General features: G+C 58.8%; 20 protein-coding genes. 2 read left to right on the forward strand and 18 right to left on the reverse strand.

Annotation, left to right across the window (positions count from 1 at the left end; genetic code table 11):
- Positions 1-295 precede the first annotated feature (295 nt).
- Positions 296-700, reverse strand: a complete 405-nt coding sequence (locus tag IT775_RS21415) for an HGGxSTG domain-containing protein (RefSeq protein ID WP_281414335.1) — start codon at positions 698-700, stop codon at positions 296-298.
- Positions 701-958: 258 nt separating this feature from the next.
- On the opposite strand from IT775_RS21415, the gene IT775_RS04340 reads away from it, so the two are divergent.
- The gene (locus IT775_RS04340; protein ID WP_281414340.1) at positions 959-1,699 is read left to right on the forward strand and encodes an IS5 family transposase; all 741 of its coding nucleotides are present in this window, start codon (positions 959-961) and stop codon (positions 1,697-1,699) included.
- Positions 1,700-2,135: 436 nt separating this feature from the next.
- Positions 2,136-2,723, forward strand: a complete 588-nt coding sequence (locus IT775_RS04345) for a cupin domain-containing protein (RefSeq protein ID WP_212699869.1) — start codon at positions 2,136-2,138, stop codon at positions 2,721-2,723.
- A 78-nt stretch (positions 2,724-2,801) separates the two neighbouring features.
- Here the strand turns inward: IT775_RS04345 and IT775_RS04350 are convergent, their stop codons facing one another.
- From IT775_RS04350 to IT775_RS04430, 17 genes are all read right to left on the reverse strand, one after another.
- Positions 2,802-4,469: a pilus assembly protein TadG-related protein gene (locus IT775_RS04350; protein WP_212699870.1), complete on the reverse strand. Its 1,668-nt coding sequence runs from the start codon at positions 4,467-4,469 to the stop codon at positions 2,802-2,804.
- A 110-nt stretch (positions 4,470-4,579) separates the two neighbouring features.
- Complete coding sequence (locus IT775_RS04355) at positions 4,580-5,068, reverse strand: prepilin peptidase (protein WP_343231107.1); 489 nt, start codon at positions 5,066-5,068, stop codon at positions 4,580-4,582.
- A 5-nt stretch (positions 5,069-5,073) separates the two neighbouring features.
- Positions 5,074-5,595, reverse strand: coding sequence for a tetratricopeptide repeat protein (locus IT775_RS04360; protein ID WP_212699872.1), 522 nt, complete (start codon positions 5,593-5,595; stop codon positions 5,074-5,076).
- A 182-nt stretch (positions 5,596-5,777) separates the two neighbouring features.
- On the reverse strand, positions 5,778-7,754 hold the full coding sequence (locus IT775_RS04365; RefSeq protein WP_212699873.1) for a hypothetical protein: 1,977 nt from the start codon (positions 7,752-7,754) through the stop codon (positions 5,778-5,780).
- Positions 7,755-7,842: 88 nt separating this feature from the next.
- Positions 7,843-9,327 carry an ATP-binding protein gene (locus IT775_RS04370; protein ID WP_212699874.1) on the reverse strand — a complete coding sequence of 495 codons (1,485 nt, stop codon included), beginning with the start codon at positions 9,325-9,327 and terminating at the stop codon, positions 7,843-7,845.
- 201 nt (positions 9,328-9,528) lie between these two features.
- Entirely contained in the window at positions 9,529-11,319 is a 1,791-nt protein-coding gene (locus IT775_RS04375) for a hypothetical protein (protein ID WP_212699875.1), read from the reverse strand.
- Between the two features lie 22 nt (positions 11,320-11,341).
- On the reverse strand, positions 11,342-12,259 hold the full coding sequence (locus tag IT775_RS21555; protein WP_212699876.1) for a type II secretion system F family protein: 918 nt from the start codon (positions 12,257-12,259) through the stop codon (positions 11,342-11,344).
- A gap of 30 nt (positions 12,260-12,289) precedes the next feature.
- The gene (locus tag IT775_RS04385; RefSeq protein WP_212699877.1) at positions 12,290-13,252 is read right to left on the reverse strand and encodes a type II secretion system F family protein; all 963 of its coding nucleotides are present in this window, start codon (positions 13,250-13,252) and stop codon (positions 12,290-12,292) included.
- 3 nt (positions 13,253-13,255) lie between these two features.
- Positions 13,256-14,587 carry a TadA family conjugal transfer-associated ATPase gene (locus IT775_RS04390; protein WP_246525335.1) on the reverse strand — a complete coding sequence of 444 codons (1,332 nt, stop codon included), beginning with the start codon at positions 14,585-14,587 and terminating at the stop codon, positions 13,256-13,258.
- A gap of 94 nt (positions 14,588-14,681) precedes the next feature.
- Positions 14,682-15,155: a L,D-transpeptidase gene (locus IT775_RS04395; protein WP_212699879.1), complete on the reverse strand. Its 474-nt coding sequence runs from the start codon at positions 15,153-15,155 to the stop codon at positions 14,682-14,684.
- Between the two features lie 86 nt (positions 15,156-15,241).
- On the reverse strand, positions 15,242-16,414 hold the full coding sequence (locus tag IT775_RS04400; protein WP_212699880.1) for a CpaE/TadZ family protein: 1,173 nt from the start codon (positions 16,412-16,414) through the stop codon (positions 15,242-15,244).
- A complete protein-coding gene (locus IT775_RS04405; protein ID WP_212699881.1) occupies positions 16,411-17,010 on the reverse strand; it encodes a TadE family protein in 600 nt (199 codons plus the stop codon). The genes IT775_RS04400 and IT775_RS04405 overlap by 4 nt, the downstream gene beginning before the upstream one ends.
- Before the next feature lie 47 nt (positions 17,011-17,057).
- Positions 17,058-17,576: a TadE/TadG family type IV pilus assembly protein gene (locus tag IT775_RS04410; protein WP_212699882.1), complete on the reverse strand. Its 519-nt coding sequence runs from the start codon at positions 17,574-17,576 to the stop codon at positions 17,058-17,060.
- A gap of 44 nt (positions 17,577-17,620) precedes the next feature.
- Positions 17,621-17,827 carry a hypothetical protein gene (locus tag IT775_RS04415; protein WP_212699883.1) on the reverse strand — a complete coding sequence of 69 codons (207 nt, stop codon included), beginning with the start codon at positions 17,825-17,827 and terminating at the stop codon, positions 17,621-17,623.
- Positions 17,805-19,238, reverse strand: a complete 1,434-nt coding sequence (locus IT775_RS04420) for a type II and III secretion system protein family protein (protein WP_212699884.1) — start codon at positions 19,236-19,238, stop codon at positions 17,805-17,807. The genes IT775_RS04415 and IT775_RS04420 overlap by 23 nt, the downstream gene beginning before the upstream one ends.
- Positions 19,239-19,307: 69 nt before the next feature.
- Positions 19,308-20,504, reverse strand: coding sequence for a Flp pilus assembly protein CpaB (gene cpaB, locus IT775_RS04425; RefSeq protein WP_212699885.1), 1,197 nt, complete (start codon positions 20,502-20,504; stop codon positions 19,308-19,310).
- A 276-nt stretch (positions 20,505-20,780) separates the two neighbouring features.
- Positions 20,781-21,089, reverse strand: coding sequence for a Flp family type IVb pilin (locus tag IT775_RS04430; RefSeq protein WP_212699886.1), 309 nt, complete (start codon positions 21,087-21,089; stop codon positions 20,781-20,783).
- Between the last annotated feature and the right edge of the window lie 347 nt (positions 21,090-21,436).

Below are 21,436 nucleotides of genomic sequence, written 5' to 3' on the forward strand. Positions count from 1 at the left end.
GCATTTCCGGTTGGACTCCTGTATACCAAAGCCGCCCTAAGGGCGGAGCTCTTGTGTTCAGCGAAAACCATTCACTGCGAAACTGCCAATGCCGTATGCGGATTGATCAATGACAATTTCTCATAACTCCGTCAGCCTACATTCTTAGTGACAATACTCGCCCAGAATCTTCTGGAGGATAGGCTCATACGAGCGATCGCAATCGTAGAGCTCCGATTTACCAAGACCTTGCATCTCACCACGCGCATAGACAGCAACCGTCCTATAGCCGCTTTGGTGCCGTTGCTACCTCACATCACCGACGACGCGCCCACCGCTTGCGCTGGGCTTCAGCTATCCGTTCGCGGCCCTCGAGGGTCTTCGGCCCAGTAGATGCCCCACCTTGGAACCGGCAACGACGCTTGCCAGCTTCCACCGGCAGCTTGCAACTCGAACCCTTGCGGTTCTTCGCGCCACATCGCGGGCGGTTTGCGACTGGCAACGGATTCCCTGTTTCGTCGAGCCCCAAGGCGCGAAGATTCTCACAACCGCCAGACTGGCAGCCAAGGCAGATTCCGGCGTGCTTGCGCCCGGTAACATCCTCAATCGGACAGCTCCGAAAATCTGCGTCTGCATTGCGGCAGAGCTCTTCCAGGAGCGCCTCGCTCTGCTCACCTTGCTTTCGCGATTTGCTCACCTTTTTTTCTCCAAATCTTATCATTTTTCATCGGCCTACTAAGACCCCATGGGCTTTCAGGTACCCCCCTGCGAGAATCTCGTACTAGGCTGGCCGTTTTGCCCCGCCGGCTTGTTCATCGAATGTGAAGGGATTTTTCTGGTCGCCAGCCGTTTCTGAGAGAGCGCGGGCCATGCCGTTTTCCGTATAGCTAGGCTCTGGACCCATTAATCGGCTTGTGGACCGCTTGGTTGCGTGATTCACGTGCCGTAAAATGGTGGCATCATGAGCAATCTTTTCTAGCTGACCGACGAGCAGATGGCGTGGCTTAGGCCCTATTTTCCGAAAAGCCATGGCAAGCCGCGTGTCGATGACCGGCGCGAGCTGAGTGGCATTATCTTTATCAATCGCAATGGCTTGCGCTGGTGCGATGCACCGATGGAATATGGCCCAGCGAAGACGCTCTACAATCGCTGTAAGCGCTGGAGCGAGATGGGCGTGTTCGCCCGGATCTTCGAGGGGCTGGCCTCCGAGGCGGCAAACCAGAAGACCATCATGATCGACGCGACCTATCTCAAAGCCCACCGCACAGCCTCCAGCCTGCGGGGTAAAAAGGGGGGGCGTGGGCGGCTGATCGGGCGGACCAAGGGCGGCATGAACACCAAACTGCATGCCGTTACCGACACCAACGGCCGTCCATTGCGGTTCTTCATGACCGCCGGCCAGGTCAGCGATTACACCGGCGCAGCGGCGCTGCTGGGCGGCTTGCCGAAGGCCGAGTGGCTGCTGGGAGATCGTGGCTATGACGCGGACTGGTTCCGCGACGCCCTTGAAGACAAAGGGATAAAGCCCTGCATCCCGGGCCGCAAAGCGCGCAAGACGCCCGTCAAATATGACAAGCGCCGCTACAATCGCCGCAATCGTATCGAGATCATGTTCGGCAGGCTGAAGGACTGGCGCCGTGTCGCGACGCGCTATGACAGATACCCGGAGGTCTTCCTCTCGGCCGTCGCTCTCGCCGCAACCGTCATGTTCTGGTTATGAGCCCAGAGCCTAGGAAAATTGGCCAACCGCGTACGGGCTGACATTTTCCGGGACGACTAGATATCGGTTTTCAAAGCCTCTCCTGGGCACCAAAACTTCTCGAAATCGTTATTGCTGCGGATTGGGCGATTTTCAGCCCTCTGAAGCGCGGGTGTCGGGGCAGATTGCTCCGGCCTTTTCGCCGCGCATCCACCCGACGATTCTGCCCTGCGCCTCGATCGTTTGCGAAACCTTACCGGTTTTAACCTACTGCGCTCAAAGGCATCGACACCGCCCTGGATTCAGCCCCGGTTGGACTTGCCCCGCTTTGGCGAACAGCCTTTCACGCAGGTCCCGGACCTTTCGCCCGACGGCATCACACCTCGATCTACACGCCTGGTTGGATCAGTGACCGGAATCCGCTACATGCATTACACCGGCCAAGCAGGAGTAACTGATGGCGAATGACACCGAGAACCTGTCACCGATCCGCGATCTGGGGGCCCGGTTGCGGGCCGAGAGGCAAAAACAGGGCCTGACGCTGAAAGACGTATCCGAATTGGCGGGATGTTCGTTGTCGATGCTATCCAAGATCGAAAACGATCAGGCGTCGCCTTCACTGAAGACCCTGCATCAGATCACCAGCGCGCTGAACACCTCGATCGTCAGACTGTTTTCAGAAGACGGCGGCGATGGGGTCAGCCTGTATCGCAGCGGCCAGCGCCCTTCGGTCATGGTGCGGCGGCGCAGCGATCAGCCTGCGATTTTCATCGAACGGCTGTCGCCGACATATCCGGATACCCGGCTGGATGCGAATATCCACACGCTGGAACCCGGCGCCGAAAGCGGCGGCGATATCCGCCACGAAGGCGAAGAAATCGGCTATGTTCTGGAAGGCGCGGCCGAGCTTTGCGTGAACGGCGAAATCATTCCCCTGACCGAGGGGGATTCTTTCTATTTTTCGTCCGAACTCCCGCACAGTTACCGCAATACCCATGAAGGGACGACGCGAATCCTGTGGGTGAACACCCCGCCGACATTCTGATCCGAACCGCCCCGATACCGTGAAGACACCACGCGCCACGTGCGCCTGCTGAAACACAGCAACCGCGCCCGCGGTTTTCTATCGTACCAGGACAGCCTCTTCACGCATGACACCTTCGAGGCTGCCATTCCCGCCCCAGCCGGTGATGTCGATGATTTCCACGTCGATCGTCGAATCGATCGACCCGTTCTGCTTCATCGGACGGGCAAGGAAAATGCTGGCATAGCTGTTGACGTTGTAGGTATTCACGCCGCCGCCTTCGGCGGCCCCTTCGCCACAGTCGATAATCGCTGCATAGGTGATCCTGCGGTCGATGTTATTGACCGGATCCGAGGCAACCGGCGCCATTTCGGACGCAGTCGACCCCGCCATACATTGGGCCCGGCCCAATTCCCCGGCTTGAGAAGGCAGATCGATCAGCATGCCAGTGGTGCTTCTCGGATCGCTGCCCGCAGCCTGTTCGTAAAGATAGGTGTCATAGCGGGACGGCCCCGGCACGCCCTGGCTTCCGGCGGGCAATGTCGGGAAGGCGCTCGGGATGCTGGCCATGACCGACGCAACCTCGGTCGCGGACAGTTCACCGCCATTGGTGTCGAGATAGATTTCCTCGAGATAACGTTGCAGCCCCCAATCGCCGCTGCCGATAAACGCCCCCGGCACACCTTCGTTCGGCGCCGCCATGGTGGAATTGTCTTCGAAACTGTAAACGCCATCGTCGACGCCATTCAAACCGGTCGGTGGGTTGAAATGATCATCGCCTTCGGTGATATCGCAGTAGTCGTAAGTGCCGCTACCGCCGTTCAAGTCGGGCGCATAGCCCTTGCGCACATTCATGGCCGGCGGCATCGGGAAACCGTTGGGGGAACTGGGGTTATAGTGGCCATACGGCCCCTCATAGATGTCGAAGCGCGCGTTGATCCCCTGGCGAATTGATGTCGCCGCGCCGGGTTTGGTGGTCACCGTATCCGCGTCATAGCAGGTCCTGCTGTCCCCCCCTGCAAAGATATCGCGAATCGCGTCGGCGCTGGACGATCCGTTCACCTGCAGGAAACCGAAGTTGCCCGGTGCGGCGGTCTGATTGCCCGCCGGATGCAGCTTGAGCAGCCGGCCATGCAGATCGCCGCGCCTGAAGTTTTCCTGCAACTGATCGCCGACATAGGTGCCGCTCGAATCATATTCGAACGGATTGCAGATATAGAGCGGCGGGATACGGCAGATGGACGCGATATAGGTCGCAACCGCCGTCGCCCCGATCGGGACCGAAAGCTGCGTCGGGTTGAGCATGTCCACGAAGAAGACCGTATCGAGGTTGCGCGACTGCGCCTGGACATAGACGTATTCCGCCTCGGACCCAGCGGTGGTCGCGTGACCGGATATCCAGGCCGCGTCGATCGGCGTGGTATCGTTTTCCGGGATGTCATCCAGGAAAACGACCGAGAATGCGTTCCCGGCAGCATTCTCGTAGGTCAGCCCGATATGAACGTCGCTGCCCGAATGCGCCAGCATGCTGACCGAATTGGTGACCTGCGCCATCGCGTTCTGGGCCCGCGTGATCGCGTCGGACCCGCCATCCAGTTCCCGCGCCCCGGCCAGGGCCACGGAATCGGCGGCAGCCTGCAGATCCGCCTGGGCGTTGTTGCCCCGGCCGATATCGATCAGCAGCAATCCGAACACCAGGAATACCGGCAAGACCAAGAGAGAAAGGATAAGAACGAAACCGTCTTCGGCCGCGTGAAAGCATTTCATAGGAACCTCCATCCGCCGTTCGGCAAGCATGAGCGGTTCAAGACTGCGGTCGCGTCAGGGCGCACTGCAAATCTTCAACGCTGGAATTGTCGCACCGACGCCTTTTTTTTTCAAGCAATCATGAAGATATTCAAAATCAGAACGGGCACCGAAGCGATGGCGAGAAGCACGCCATAGGGCACTTTGCCGGTTTCTTTCATCCCCGCCATCCAGCCGCCGATGCCCCGTTCGGCCCCCATGACGCGGGAAAGAACGATCCCCAGATACAGAAGGACCGACATCACCATCAGCAGCATCGCGAAGGGCATCAGCCCGTCAAATCCCAGATGCATGCCCAGCGGCAACATCAGTTTCGCGTCACCGCCACCGAGCGCCCGCAACATCCACATGATGAAGCCAACCATGAAAAGCAGTGCCCCGGCGAACAGATCGCCCTGCAAGTGCTGAAATCCCAGCACCCCTTCCACCGGCAGATAAAGCACCAGCAGCGCCAGAACGACGGTATTGCGTATCTTGAAATGCCGGGCATCATGCCAAGCGACCCAAATCATCAGCAAAACAACCGCGATTTGGGCGATAATGGAAATGAGGCCCGCCACCGGGGTCAGATACCCCCGAGATCCTTACGCGCGCGCCGGGGGAAATTGATAGAATTGCGCAGCATTTCAAGGTTGTTAGCCGTCACCGGATTCGACGGGTCCTTTTCATAGGCCAGCAGGAAATATTTCCGCGCCACTTTCAGGTCGCCCCGCAGCAGCATCGAATAGCCATAGTTGTTCAGGAACTCGATCCGGTTGCCGATCACCGGCTGCATCTTGCGATAGGCATAATCCGCCTTGTCGAACCGGCGCAGCATGTCGGCGCTGGCAGCGAAACCAAGCCAGGCCTGCGGATCGTCGGGCACGACATCCAGCGCCTTTTTGAACATGGTGTAGGATTTGCCGTAATTGCCTTCGCGGAACTGCACCTTGGCTGACACGATTAGTTCATCGTCAGGATAGAAACTGACGTTCGAAGTGTCCTTATTGGAGCCCGGCGATTCCGAGAAAGTCGAGAATTCGCCGAAGCCAACATTTTCGCAGCCCACAAGGGCGAACGCAAATGCAAGAATGATCAGTCGCTTCATAACCACCATGCCTCGAATATATACCGCGTCGTCGGTGTCACGATTTCTTCATCTAAGTCTATCGCAGCCTACTACAGGATCGGTCAATTATTTAGCGTTACTATGCCTTTGGGGGGCTTTCGCGGACGCAAGAGTTGTAACTTTCACACACAACACCCCGATTCACGCCCCCGCTGGACCGGTCATGACCGGAAATCTGCACATTCGTAGACATGGAAGAGAGTCGTTTCCGCTTCGATTGACGGCTTCTTGAAGACGTCACGCGTTTTGACCGGCGCGTAGGCCGGGACCGGAAGCTCCACCGTGCCGGCAAATCCTCCGGGCAGCCCCGAGCGGAGAATCAGCAGATCGAGGTCGGGAAGCGCATCGCAGGCGGCTTGCAGTTGAGAGGTTTCCACCGGACCACGCTGCCCCGGATCCTGCTTCTGCGGGCAGGTCGATTCCCTATCTTCCGAGAAATCGTCGGTGTTCAGCCCCCGCAGTCCGGCCGCCCGCCTTTCGAATTCGAAAGCCTGCGCCCTGAAGAACGCCACACCTCCCATCTGACGGCAGCTGTAATAACTCGGCAGCTGGTATTGGAACCAAAGTAGGGCAAGATTGCCCTCCCAATAGACAGTTCGGCCGCGAAGGTGTTCGACGAAATCGGTTTCCGGCGGCGCGGGCGTTTCGGCGAATTTCTGATGCCGCGTGCGGTCATCGATCGTGACCAGGGCAACCGCCAGGCACACGCCCCCGACAAGCAGTCCGCGCCCGGGTGATCGGGTGGGGCTGGTCAGAAACAGCTGCCAGACGACGACGGCGACAAGACCGGCACGCAGAATGAATTTCACCTGTGCCTCGGGGTCCCAGCTCATCACCGGCACCCCGGCCAGAAAGGGCAAGGTGATCAGGACGGCCAGAACACCCATCAGGTCAGTCAACACACGCACCCCAATTCCGGGCCGGTCGCCATTCCGGCCACGCTCGACCCCATAAGCGATGAGCGACGCCAGAGACAGGATCGCGGATCCCACCGTCACATTACCGGTGAACCGTTCCGCCACGCAGTAACAAATCGCAATGGCAAACAGCGCACGGGTCCGCGCAAAACCGGGGACCAGCCCCATGACCGCCTGCAGCGCAAAAAGGTTCCCGAACAGTTGCAGGATAAGCAAGGCGCGCCAGAACTGCATCGCGCTCAGGAACTTGTTCTGCATCACGTAGACGGCGAAAACCGATAAAAGCAGCAAAGCGAGAGGGATACCAACCGCCGGCAAAGCAATGCGGGCGAACCGGTCGTTCCGCCGGGTCGACACGATTATCAAGGAAACGAGCGGCAGCATTATCCCCGAGAACAGATTGAGCCAGCTCCACTCGAGGACAAAGATCATCGAAGCGCGTTCGCGCAGCAGATTGAACCATGAGGGATCGTATTTATCGACGATCCAAACGAACGGCTCCACCCCGAACCCGGCCATCGTGGCAACCGCAATCGCCCCGAACGACCCGACCAAAAGGAATTTGCGCCAGTCGTTCAACGCCAGCCAAAAACAGAACGCCATGAAATAGGCGCCGGTGATCGGGTGCGTCATGGCTGCCAAGACCGCCAGGAGTCCGGCCTGCATCATGCGGCGGTACACAACCGCGGCGATCGCAGCCATTCCAAAGCTTTCGGCAAACAGGCGGGGCGTGACGAAGCCTTCCCCGTAGCTCAGCACCAGGTTTCCGTAATACCCATTCAGCAAGATGGCGGCGGCAGCGGCGGCAAAACCCATGTATGTTTTGCCGAATATTGCACGGATCAACGCGATCAGCCCGCAGAGCCACGCCAACAGTCCGGCAACCCAGAACAGCGCATGTGCCTTTGCCAGCCCGATCAGCCCGATCACGGGGGCATAGATTCGGGTGAACGGTGAAAAGCTGTCCTGATTGCCGAAGCGGAAAAACAGGTCCTCGCCCAACAACCTGCCATCGATCCTGTGCAATCCCTGCACCGCGTAAAGCATCGCGTCGTTCACGATTCCCACATACGGGCGCGTCACCAGCAGCAGAACGAAAAGCAGGACAATCCCCGCGATCCCTTCCCTGCTTAAGACAAGAACCTCGGCGCTCAACCGGTCCCAGATGGCCCTGACGGTTTCACGCTGCGCCGTAGGTTCCTGCGCTTCACGTGCCGTCATGATGCTCTTTTCCAGTCCTCACCGTGCAAAACCTTCAAACCGAAATTCGGCAACAGACAGATGTCTTTGCGAGCGAAGCCCCCGGTCCTCAATGCTGTTTCTTGCTGGCCGCGACGTTGCGCCAGGCGAGTTCCAGCAGTTCGTCGCTCAGTTCCGGCGTCCGGTCGAGATACCGGCAAGCGGCAAGGATGTGACTGACAAGGAATCCGGGATGAGCGCCGGATGTAACGTAATTTTCCTTTACGTATTTTCGTTCGAAGAACCCGTCCATTACATCGGATTTCCATTCCAGCCCGGCATTTTTGCAGACGTCGCGGAAAATCTGCAGGTAATCTTCGCGGGTGGGCGAGGGAACGTGGATCTTGAAATAGATCCGGCGCAACGACGCTTCGTCGCCAAGATCCTCTGGAAAGAAGTTGGACGAGAACACGACAAGCTGATCGAAGGGCACCATGAATTTCTTGCCGGTGTGCAGCGACAGGAAATCGTAGCCCTTTTCCAGCGGCACGATCCAGCGGTTGAGATAGGCCTGCGGCCGTTCCAACTGACGGCCGAAATCATCCAGCACGAAAATGCCGCCCAGCGCCTTGAGATGCATCGGCGCCTCGTAATACCGGGCGGTGTGTTCGAATTCCAGATCCAGCATCGGCAGCGTCAGTTCCCCACCCGCGATCACCACGGGCCGGTGGCAGGCCACCCAACGCGGATCGATCGGGTCCGCGTCTTCGGGCATGTCGGCCAGCTGGTGCAGGGTTTCGTCGTAGAAGCGGATCAACTGGTTGCCGACCAGGATCGCGTAGGGGAAGCTGACGATATCGACAAAGGATGTGCCGATCGCTTCGGCCAGAGACGTCTTGCCGTTGCCCGGTTCCCCGTACATCAGCATCGACCGGCCCGAATTCACCGCCGGGCCCAGCTGCGCCTTCAGGATGTCGGGGATCACAAGGTGCGAAAACGCTTTGTCGAGTTCGGCGCGATGGACCTTTTCATGATCGATGGATTGCTTGCGAACCTGCTCTTCGAACATCTTCAGCGTGACCGGGGCGGGGCCGACATATTGCGATACCGCCATCGCATCCATCGCCCATTTCTTACCGCGGTCGGTCAGCGAATAGCGGATGTCCGACTTGATGTCCTGCGTTTCAAGCCCCTGTGCCTCGACCAGCAACAGGTGGGACATTTCCTTGATGATCTGGCGGCAGATCACCTTGGGAATCTTGATCACAGCCGAAATTTCGGCCGGCGTCATGGTGCCGCCCTGCTGCAGGACCTTGCTGACCAGGCCGATCAGGAAAGTGTCGCTGAGACCGGTTTCCTCCATCGTTCTCGGCGGTGGCGGGGCGGCGAAGTAATGTTCCTTGTGGTGGAATGGCTTTGGGTCGGTCGCCGGTTCCGGCGGGTCTTGCTGCACCTCTGCCATCGGTTCGGCTTCTTCGGGCTGTGGTTCAGGGGCATCCGGTTCCTCGACCATATCCGGCTGCGGCGGCGGAGAGGCCGTTTCTGGCGTCGCCGGGGCATCTTGGGCTTCGGTGGGTTTCTGGCTCTTGTCCTGTCCGAAAATTTTCAAGATCACGTCGATGGCATCCTTTTTTGGTCAATATTCTTTTTACTGTCGCAGGCGCCTCGAACGGGCCCGAAGACTTGGAAATCAGAACGGATGCAACGTTCTGGAATCAGCCTAACCGATTAGCCCGACCCGGGGTAGTTTTTCCTTTCGACACAGATGGCCGTGGCCGGACCGATCCCGCGGGCCATCCGCAGTCCCATAACGCAGCTAGTTTTCCTTCCGTTTGAACACTGTCAGATCCCCGGCCTCCATGATCCTTTCAAGCCCGTCCGGCCTTTCCCCCCGGGCCAGCATCGATCCGATGCTATCCGCGCTGGCATAAGTCATTCCCGCGCAAACCATCACATAATCGGCACCGGTTTCATCCATCTTCGCGGCCAACCCGGCCTCATCCCCGTAAAACGCCAACGTCCCGTTCACATAGGCTTCGGGTCGGCGATGATAGGGCAGCGCGAAAACCGAATGATGGGTGTAGAGCAGCAGTTTCGTGCCGAAATCCAGCGGCGCCAGGATGCCCGAGGGCGGCAATCCGTTGAGCCGGGCGATTTCGCTCGGATCGGTGCAGCTTCGTTTGACCGGTGCAACCCCGGCGCGCCCGCCGTCACCCCGCGCGCCGCCACGGGCAAAGGTTTCAAACCCCGCCCACACCGGGATCGACGGAAACAGCACCAGCACGAAAACAGCTGTCGCACTCAACGGCCTGCCCCACCGGACCCCTTTCCAGTCGGCCGCAAGCATCCACACCATCACGATGCCAAATCCCATCGGAAGCGCCGGATGCCCCCAAAGGATCGTCCTGATCTGGTAAAACATCCCGGCAACAGCGAGCAGAACAAAGGCGAGAAGGGTCAGGGCAAGACGGCGCCGGTTGGCCCCGGATAGAAGATAAAGGATCAGCGCGCCCGCCAGCACGAGATAGGGAAGCACCGCCTGTATCGCCGTGGGCGGGGACAGAACGAACATCCTGCTGAGCGACAACGATTCACTGATGCCGGCCCGGATCGTTTCGGCCACCTCGGGCGGCAGGGTCGAAAACGATCCTTCGCGACAAGGTGCAAGACCGGGCCAGAGCACCGCGAACATCGCCGCCCCCAGCACCGCGACCAGACCGAAGCGCATGGTGCGGGACCGGACCCTGTGGCGCAGCCTTGCTAACAGCAGCGCAAATCCCGCCGCCAATGTCGTCAGGGCCAGAGTGATCGGGGAAAGCTGATCGCAGCGCGCTACGGTCCAGTCCTGCGGCGCGGTCTGCAGAACAAAGAACAGTGGCGCGAACAGGCCCAGGGCAAAGCCATAGCCGCCCAATTTTTCGACGGAACCGGGCCTGTCGAAAACGTAAGCCAGGCTCAGAACGACACCCAGAAGCGCAAAGAACACGATCGTTTCCAGCCCCACCGCCAACGAAAACGCGCTGATCAGACCCGCTGCCATCCCGCGACGGACAGGATTGCCCGACCGCAGGATCAAAGCCAGCGCCGCCGTCATGCAAACGATCTGCAGATTGTGGTGATCCACCCGGCCCAGTGCGAAGAACGTGCTGGCAACCGACGGCGTGGCAGCCGCCGCCATCACCGAGAAACTCGCCTGGGCATAGCCGATGGCCGAAACCATCGTGCGCCCGATGATCGACAGGTAAAGCACGAACAGGGCAACGGGCCAGATCGCCGCGGTGATCTGCAGCGCCGTCATCTGATCGGTGAACCGGGAAAACAACACCGTCAGCGCCGCCAACGGCAAATCCACCAGCCGCGACCAATGCATCGGCAACCCGTCCGGCGGCAAGGCACGGTACTGAACCATGTCGGACCACCCCTGCCCGGCCAACAGGTCGCGCACCATGACCAGACGCATTTCGTCGTCGATATCGGGCAGGCGGAAAGCGCTTAAATATTCCGGCGCGACCTTCAACTGGATCAAGGCGTAGAACAGCAGCGCCCCGGAAAATGCCAAACGATAGCTGCCCGGTGTATCGAAAAGCTTTCTTCGCTCGGAGGTCATCGAACGCCTCGTGCCAGGACTATCAGCCGGGTGCCATCTGTTGCAGCAGGCTGACCAGCGAAATCATGATCGGGACCAGCACGATGATCAGGCTGACGGGGAACATGAAAAAAGCCATCGGAAACAACATCCGGACCGGCAAGGTGTTGGCTTTTTCCTCGGCCTGGATGATCCGCATCTGACGCATTTCGTTGGCAAAGGTGCGCAGCGTTTTCGCCACGCTCGACCCCAGTTCCTCGGACTGGCGGAACAGAACGGCGAGGTTGCGCGCCTCTTCGACGGCGATCCGTTCCGACAGGTTGTAAAGCGCCTCGTGCATCGGACGGCCGGCGCGGATTTCAAGGTTTACGATCGACAACTGCATCCCGAAATCCGGCACCGTGTTGAGGAATTCGCGCGTCACCCGGTCAAACGCCGCATCAATGCTGAGCCCGGAATCCACGCAGACAAGAAGCAGGTCCAGCAAATCGGGGAAAATCTTGCGATATTCCCGCAAGCGCTTGTCGCCCATTTTCTCCAGAACAAAGGAACAGGCGATGAAAGTAATCCCTGCCAGGCACAGCGACAGGACCAGTATCAGGTTCCCGCTGAGCGACGGGACCAGCCGGGGCAGGCCCGTCTGCACCACCGCGAACACCGTCGCTACAGATGTGAACCGGATCAGGTTGAACCGCAGCAGCGCCGATTTGTCGTAAAATCCCGCCCGAACAAGCCGCATCCGGACACTGTTCGGACCTTCGTTGGCGACCACGTCCAGATAATAGCGCAGCTTTTCATTTCCGGTGGCAAGAAGCTCGTTGTTTTTATCCGCGCCTTCACGCCTTTTGGTGCCCTCGATATTGCGCTGCACGTCCCGGCGCTGGACAAGTGCCGAAATGGTGCTGAAAGCGGCCAGCAGCACGGCGGTGAAAACCGCAAGAAGAATGAGATTCTCATTCACTTTTCTGTCTCCCTCTCCCTGCTTGCAGGGTCAGAAATCAAAGTTCACCAGCCGGCGCACGATGAAAAATCCGAAAATCATGAAAATGATACAAATCGAGAAAACCATGGTCCCGTAGCCGCTTTCCCAAAGCGGATCGAAATAGGTCGGCACCATCGACCGGATCATTGCGAACAGGCCGAACGGGAACAGCATCATGAACCAGGCCGTGAAGCGCCCTTCTGCCGAAATTGCGCGAATCTTGGCGCGTAGCATCAGGCGGTCGCGCAGCATCTGCGCGAGGTTTTCCAGAATCTCGGACAGGTTGCCGCCGGTGCCGCGCTGCACGCTCACCGTCACCGCCAGCAAGTTCAGTTCGGGCGATCCGACGCGGACGATCATGTTCAACATCGCGTCTTCGAGTTCCGACCCGAAGGTGATCTGATCCGCCAGGATGCCGAACTCGGACCCGATCGGATCGGGCATTTCCCGCGCCACAAGCCCGATCGCAGCGGTCAGCGGGTGCCCGGCGCTCAGGCTGCGCACGATGATATCGAGCGCGGGCGCCAGTTGCGCGGTGAATTTTCTGATCCGGCGGGCGCGCGCGACATAGACCACGACGAACGCAACCAGAAGCGTCAGCAAGACACCTATTGCAATCTTGGCGAACAGGCTGTTGGTGAGGAAAATATCGGTCAGTGCGAAGCCGATTAAGAACAATACAACGGCATAGATGATGCGGCGCGACACGCTGGTTTCCAGCCCCGACTGGGCGTAGAAATTCCACAGCATCGTGGCAAGGTCTTGCCGGCTGCCGTCGCCGCGCACGCCGCGGCGCATCAGCAGTTGCGAATAGGCGACATCGCCGCCCACCTTGAGTTTCAGTGCTTCCAGCCGGTTCTGCACGTCCTTCGCTTCCCGGCGCGACGTGAGTATGGCCTGAAACGCCGCTTCGACCAGAAGCAACGCAGAAGCGAAGACGAGACCATAGATAACGATCAGGGAATTCAGCATGCGTCACAGCACCTTTGAAGGGTCGAAATATTCGGGTTTCAAATTCAAACCGAGGATTTCAAGTTCCTCGATGAAGCGCGGACGTATGCCGGTCGCCCGGAATTCGCCCAGGACACGGCCGTCTTCATCGACACCCAGCCGCTTGAAATACATCAGTTCCTGGGTCTGAACCACGTCGCCTTCCATCCCGGTGATTTCGGAAATGGAAGTCACCCGGCGCGTCCCGTCCCTGAGACGCGCCAGTTGCACGATCAGGTCGATTGCCGACGTGATCTGCGCCCGGGTCGCCATCTGGCTCATCGGCATGCCGGCCATGCCGACCATCTGTTCCAGGCGCGCGATCGCGTCGCGCGGGCTGTTGGCGTGGATCGTGGACATCGATCCTTCGTGACCGGTGTTCATGGCCTGCAGCATGTCGAAGGCTTCGCCGCTGCGCACCTCGCCGATGATGATCCGGTCGGGGCGCATCCGCAGGGCGTTTTTCACCAGGTCGCGCTGCACGATCTCGTTGCGGCCATCCACCGTTGGCGGGCGGGTTTCCAGCCGCACCACGTGCGGCTGCTGCAGCTGCAATTCGGCCGCGTCTTCGATGGTGACCAGGCGTTCGTCATGCGGGATATAGGCCGACATCGCGTTCAGCATGGTGGTTTTACCGGACCCCGTGCCGCCCGAAACGATGACCGAAATCTTGCCCTCGACCGCGGCCGCCAGCAGCGCCGCCATGCCCGGGGCCAGCGCCCCATTATCGACCAGCCGGTTCAGCGAATACGGCCGCTTGGAAAACTTCCGGATCGACACCTGCGGCCCATCCACCGCGACCGGACGGATCGCCACGTTCACCCGCGACCCGTCGGCCAGGCGCGCATCCACCAGCGGGGAGCTTTCATCGACCCGCCGCCCGACCGAGGCCACGATCTTGTTGATGATCCGCAGCAGGTGGTCTTCGTCCTTGAACCGGACCTTGGTTTTTTCAAGCTTGCCGAAGCGTTCGATATAAACCCGGTCGGCGCCGACGATCAGGATATCCGAAACGGTATCGTCATCCAGCAGCGGTTCGATGGGGCCGAGCCCCAGCATTTCATCGCCGATATCTTCGACCAGCGCATCAAGCTCGGTAGCACTGAGGGGAAAATTGTGTTCCTTGGCATAGGCCCGCACCAGCGGCAGAAGTTCGGCATGGATTTCGTCCTCTTCCATCGTGTCGAGGATCGAAAGATTGATCTTATCAATCAGGTAGTGGTGCAGCGTGACACGTTCGTTCACGAAATCCGGCAGGTCGGCTTCGTTGCTGACCGCGAGCCTGACGGCCTCGTGCGGTTCTGCTGACTCGGGCATTTCCGGTGCAACCGGCGCGTTATTTATCTGGTCTTGCCCATCTTGGAACTTCTTAAAAAATCTTCCGACCATGATAGCCTCTCTGCCACTTTATTCAGTGCACGATAACTTTGGTCCCCACTGGAACTTTTTGAAATAGATCAAGGACATCCGTATTTGTCAGACGAAAACAGCCGGATGTTTCATAGCCGCCGACCGTATCCGCGCTATTGGTGCCGTGGATTCGGTACAGCGTGTCGCGTCCGTTGGCGTAAAGATAAATCGCCCTCGCGCCCAAGGGATTGTAAGGCCCCGGCGGGACATAGTCGGGCAGTGACGGATCGCGCTGCCGCATCGCCGAAGGCGGCCGCCAGCCGGGCCACTTTTTCTTGGAACCGACATAGGTCGTGCCGGTCCAGGTAAAGCCATCACGACCGACAGAGATCCGGAATTTTTCGGCCTTGCCGCCGGGCAACACGCGATGCAGCGTCCGGTCATGGTTGGAAATAATGATCGTCCCGGGCTTTTCCGTGCTGGGATAATCGACGATCTGCAGCGTCTTTTCGCCATGATCGCGGGGCACTTTCATCAATTCTGCCCTGACCCCGGCCCCCGGTATCAGGATCAGCGCGGCCCCCAATGCGAAATGCCGCCGGGAAAATGTCACCCGGCGCGTCACCTCACCGGCTCCTCGAGTTCGATATGCTTCATGTAATTTTGCAGGGCACGCAGGTATTTCGAATGCGCGCTGATATCGCTCGGCGGCACGCCGCGATCGATGCTTTCCCCGATCAGGTTGCCGGCCTGCGGTACGTAGTGCAATGGCGTGTCGCCAAACAGTTCTTTCAAGCGCCGGGTGCCGATACGCTGCCCGAACATCCGCGATTCCCACTTGTTGAACACCACCTGTACCGGGAAATCGTCACCGCGCAGCCGCTTGATCCGTTCGACCAGTTCGAGCGTGTGCTTGATCGCGGGCAGGTTCAGCTCGGTCACAAGCGTCAGGGTATTCACCGCCGCCAGCACGTCGTCTTTCCACTCGGTTTCGTAATAGGGGATGTCCAGAAACACCTGCTCGTGCTCGGCGCTGACCGCATCCAGCATCCGCAGGACCAGTTCATAACCGTTCAGGTCGGTGTTCAGTTCGGGCCGTTTGAATGAATACAGGTAGAAACCGTGTTCATGCTGCTGCCGGATCACGCGGATGAATTCCCCATCCACCCGGCGCGGTGTCGCCACCACATTGGCCAGGTTGAAATTGCTGACCATGTTCACCACGAACCCGCAATTTCCGGTCGAGAAGTCCAGATCGAACAGCGCGACCGTTCCCTTCTTGCTGAACAGTTTGGTTGCGGCCAGGTCCGCCATCGAAACCGCCATCGTGGTCGCCCCCGCGCCGCCCACCGTGGACACCACCGCATGGACCCGGTTGTCATGGGTTTTGCGGGCCCGGACGCCCTTGAAGATGCTGTCCATCAATTCGTCGCCGCCGACCGGAGAGGGCAGCCAGTCCAGCACGTTGAACTTGAACAGAATCCGCGTTTCCTGCGGCGACAGCGGCGGTGTCGTGACGATCAGCGGCATTTCGGGCGCGAGGCCCCTGATCTTGTTCAGGAAATCCACGTTCTCACCATTCATACCGCTCAGGTTCGCGATGGTAACGTCCGCGTTGGACAGATGGGTTTCCAAGTTCAGATCGGCTTCGTCGATGGCCGAAAAAAGGATTCGCCGGTTGGCTTCGAGCAGACCTTCCAGTTCGGTCGAAACCGCGCCCGGCCCATTCACAAGATTAAGCTGGATATTGGGCTGCTTGGACATGGACAGGCTTTCGTCAGCACGCAAATTCATGGGCACACTCCCCGGCAACTGGACAAATCTTCGCTGGTCATCGCGACCGGCTGAGTGGGGATCGAAAACGCCCCAAAACTGGAAGATGGTGAAAAGTACCTTACCAGATCATCCAGAATGAACATGTCGAAGGTCAGGTTTCGCACCTCGACACGAACGGTAACGACAGGCCCCCTGGGACGTCCGACATAACCAAGCCCCGAACGCGTGTAGCTGATCCTGAGATTGCCGCTGTCGGTAATGAATGGCGCGACATCGCACACACCGACAAGATCTGTCAGGCTGCCGGTGGCACCGCACACGCCGTCACCCCCATCGTAGATCCGCGCCAGCGCGGCGGCATCGCACGGTGCGGCGCCGGCGCCGCAAACCACTGTCACGGGCGTCGTCGGGACAGGATCGCCATCCGCTTCCGTCGGATAATCCGCCGTCAATGCGGACATGTCAGCCACTGCCGGGGTCGATACGATGGCCAGACGTGCGGCGATCTGCATCGCCTTCGCGGTCTGGCTGAACTGGTACATCATACCGCCGACTTCGATCATTCCCGCGATCACCATCACGACCAAGGGAATGCTCAACAGCGCCTCGATCATCGTGACGCCCGATTCCTGAGCCAGGAACCGCCGTAAGGGACCGCGCTTTACCATCCGATGAACCTCATCTGATATGAGTATTCGATGGTGGGGGCCGTCCCCAGCACAAAGCCCATGACCGGCGAACCCCGATATACCGTCCGCCCGGTCACGGTGACCACATCGTTCGGTCCGGGCGGTGACGGCGGCGTGGCAGGAGTGATGGTCAGTTCGGACGCGTCGTTCCAACCGACGACACGTTCGTAACTGCCGACCGTCGGCTGGCCGTAGAAAGCGATATTGCGCGCAATGGTCTGCGAACAGGTGACACCGTTGAGCGAATTCGCGCAGCGCGACCAATATCGCGCTGCGTCGCGTACCCCCGCCTGCAACTGCATACGCTGCCACAGCATGTTGCCGAATTCCAGCAACCCGAAGGACAGGATGATAAGCACGGGGACGACAATGAGGGTCTCAACAAGGATGGTCCCCTGTTGATCCTCACAGACGCCGGTATTGCCGTGCTCAGACATAGCGAGACCGATCTCGTTCAAGAACAAATGCACAAATGCAGGAACGGTGGGCACTCATTCGCACCATCGTCCGGTTGTTCGATCAACGGCACCGGTGTTCAGCCACCATAGCCGACCGTGGTTTTGTAAGCAGCAGGCGGCCAGGGTTGTATTTCCTGGATCGCCGTGTTCGCCATGGAAGCGTTGCCCACACGTGCCGTGACCGTATCGCGGTTGCTCAGGTAGTCCGCGCAGCCCGACAGGACCAGGGTCGAAACCCCAAAAAGCGCGGCGATACCCAGCTTACTTTTTCTTGATGACAGCATCTTCAAACTCCAGATCAATCATGTGGCCGTAAGGGCCGGCGACTCCGTGGCCGTCGCGGAACCGGCGCAGCAGGTCGCGGTTCACTTCCAGCATCCCCAGGAGGAAGAGTTCGACATCATTCGAAGAGCGCGCATCATCCAGCGGCGAGGCCAGCGGCTTGTTCGGGCCGGAGGGCTGCACCAGACGCGGCGTCACCAGGATCACCAGATCGGTTTCCCGCTTCTGGAATCCGCGCGAGCTGAACAGAGCACCGAGAATCGGAACCTGCCCCAGCCACGGCACCTGGTCGGTGGTGCGCGCGTTGTTGGCCTGCAGCAGCCCGGCGATCGCAAAGCTTTGCCCGTTGCGCAGCGAAACGGTGGTTTCGGCCTTGCGCGAAATGAAGGCCGGCTGGCCATTCACCGATACGGACGGGTCGATATCGCTGACCTCGGGGCTGATGCGCAGGCTGATCAGTTCGCCATCCAGAACCTGCGGCAGGAAATTCAGGCGCACACCGTATTCGCGGTAGTCGGTGCCCGAAATCGCGGTTCCGTTTTCGTTGATCGTTGCTTCGGGAATCGGCACTTCGCCACCGACGACGAAATTCGCCTCGATCCCGCTGGTCGTGACCAGTTTCGGATTGGCAAGGCGACGGGCAAGGCCCTTGGATTCTAGTGCGTTGATGACCACGTCGATCTGCACCCCGGACACTTCCAGCAATTCGCCCACGACCGACCCGAACGGGGTCGCGGTGGTCGCCGAGAACTGCGCGCCATTGGTGTTGAAAACCTGTTCGCCGTTGCTGGTCCGGGTCCCGGTCAGGTCGACACCCAGGTTCCGGCCCGAATTCCGCTCGACCTCGAGGATGCGAACATCGAGCTCGACCTGCTGGGCACTTTTAACCTGCATCGCGTTGATCACCGGATCGCTGGAAAACTGCGAGGCAATGTCCATCACGCGGCGTTCATCCACGTTATCCTTGACCTTGCCCGAAATGCGGATGCGATTGTTGACGTTCAGCACATCAACCTGCGCACTTGGCACCGCGCGGGCAATCGCGCGCTCCAATTCCGTGAAATCGGTGCGAACAAGGACCGAAACGACCTCCAGCAGCTTTTTATCGCTGTCATAGAGCGTCACGTTGGTCAGGCCGTTTTGCCGGGCCTGAATGTAGAGAGAACTGTCGGTCAGCGGGAAAGCATCGATGATACCGGTGTCCCCGATCAGGATGTCCGCATAAGGTTTGTTGGTCCGCACCGTCAGCGTCGTGCTTGGTGCGATTTCGATCTTCGACACGACCCCGTCGTCGATCATGATGTCGCGCGTCTGCGCCGACGCCGGCACCGCCAGCGCCACGGCAATCAGAGACAGCAGTCCCAAAACCGCGAATCCGCCCGATGCCTTCATTTTGTGGATGAATTTATTCATCATTTCTACCTGCCCTCGAAAACTGCTCGTATTCAACAATCACAGTCCCTCCCAACACTCGGCCAACGCTTATTGCTTCGCTTCGGCGCTGCCTTGGCTGAATTCGTCCGCCTCGGCTCGTCCCACCTTGTATTCGGCCCGATTTCCGTTCCGAATGACACCTATCGTGCTTTTCTTAGGCGGCGACACAACAACCGGCTTTTCAACAACGCGTTCAACCACGACTTCTTTCTCGACTATAACAGGTTCCTGCGACTGAATCTTCTCTTCTACCCCCTCGAGGCGTACAGAAATTCCTTCAGATATGTTTTTTAGCAACGTTTCGAGCTCATCAAGGCGCTGTTGCGAAGCTTCGTCAACCGATTGCCCTACGGCAAGCCGTGCTTCCTCGGCCGCCTTATCCGCCTCTGCCTGCATCTTCAGCAGCTCTTCGCGGGCCAGGCTCGCCTCTTCCTTCGCCTTCTCGGCCTCTTCCCGTATTCTCTGCAGGTTTTCGCGGGCAAGTGCTTCGGATACATCGGCATCGCTGAGTTCGACGAGCGTCATCCGGTCGGTCTGTTCCACATCGTTCGAGGCCACGTTGCGCAGCGCCAGGGACAGGGTGCCGACATTGGCGGCAAGCACCAGTTTCTGCGCCTCCTCGGTATTCACCTCGAAGGTCACCGTGCGCACGACGCTTGGCTGATCCTTGCGGTCGTCCGCGATCTGGTCGATCGCCAGCACCTTCACGCCTTGCAGCAGAACGTCGACAAAGGATTCACCCGCCTTGCCGCGGGTCAGCAAGATATCGACCCGGTCGCCCGGCAGAACGAAGCCGGCCACGCCAAGAACATCGTTCACCCTGATCGACACCGCCTTCATCCCCGGCGTCAGCGCCGTGGACAGCTTGGCCCTTTGACCGGGTATCGTCACCTTGTTTGACAGAATGGGTTCGCCGACCGACATCGTCGTCAACGCGAAACGCGCGTTCTCCTCGCTGTCGTCGATGACGAGATCCCCCACGGTCGTAAAGGATCCCTGCGGCAAGACATCGCTTGCCCACTCGATTTCGCGCAACTTGTTCGGGATCAACCTTTCGCCAAAGCTGATCTGTTCCGCCGCGACGACGATCGTGTGCTTGGGTTTCCCGTCATCGTCCCGTGTGAATGCGGGGATCGAATCCGTGATCTGTTGTCTTTCCAACGCCAGCCAATTACGCGCGCCGACAACGGCAAGACCGGCTAGAATCAGCGCCAGAACGAAGCTAATGACTATCGAAAGCCGCATACGCTATCCCCACTCTCAATCCCCGGATTTCTGCCCTGCTCCGATTTGTGCACACCCGGGTTTGCGTGCAACTTGGTTTCGAAGCCCGGTTCCAGCGGAACCTGTCCGAATTGTCTGACTTGACGCAATTCGATCCAACGCAACCCAGATCAATTCCAGCGCTTGAATTGAAAGCTCAGCTTGAAAAAGCGCAGCCCTGGCGATAACGCCAGGGCCGCAATGGCTAGCCATGTGGCCCTGACCGAATCAAGGTAGCTTCCACGACCGGAGAGACCGTCAGGTCGCCGGGGTCGCGCCCAGAACGCTCTGAATCCAGCCACCCCAGGCCGTCCAAGCTGCCGACAGGTTCTGTCCGAAGATCAGAACAGCACCGATAACACCGCCGATCAACAGGCCGAGAACAACCAGGTATTCGGTCAGCGCCAGCCCCTCTTCTTCATCTTGAAAACGACGGGCAAGGTCTGCGATGTATTGCGTAACGAAATTCATCCCATTCAACTCCATATATTCAAAGCGCTCGAAGCGCGTTTCTCTTCGCTCAACTCTCCGCGTGTATTTCACTGTACGCGTTTTCTTACGGATCAAGGCAGAAACTTCACCGACTTCATCCGGCTTACAAAGGTTAGACTGGCACTCGGAAAACAACGGAACATTGATTTAGATTAAGAAAATGCCGACCCTCACACAAATTTCCTGGTAAGAGCGACGTCCAACCTATTGAAATAGTATCAAATTAAATATACCCGTCTGCAAAACATCTAAAAAACTGTTTGTTTCAACATCTAATGGTTGAAATTTTCGCCCTATGCTTGTTTTTCGCATGACGAATACAGCAAAATTGTGACTTTTTTGAAACATTTGTTGGGCGGCTTCGGGCGAACTTTGCAGCTGAAATTCAATTTATTATAGAGAAAAAACCCGATTTTCCACCG

Source organism: Thalassovita aquimarina, assembly GCF_018219815.1.
Lineage (GTDB): Bacteria > Pseudomonadota > Alphaproteobacteria > Rhodobacterales > Rhodobacteraceae > Thalassobius > Thalassobius aquimarinus.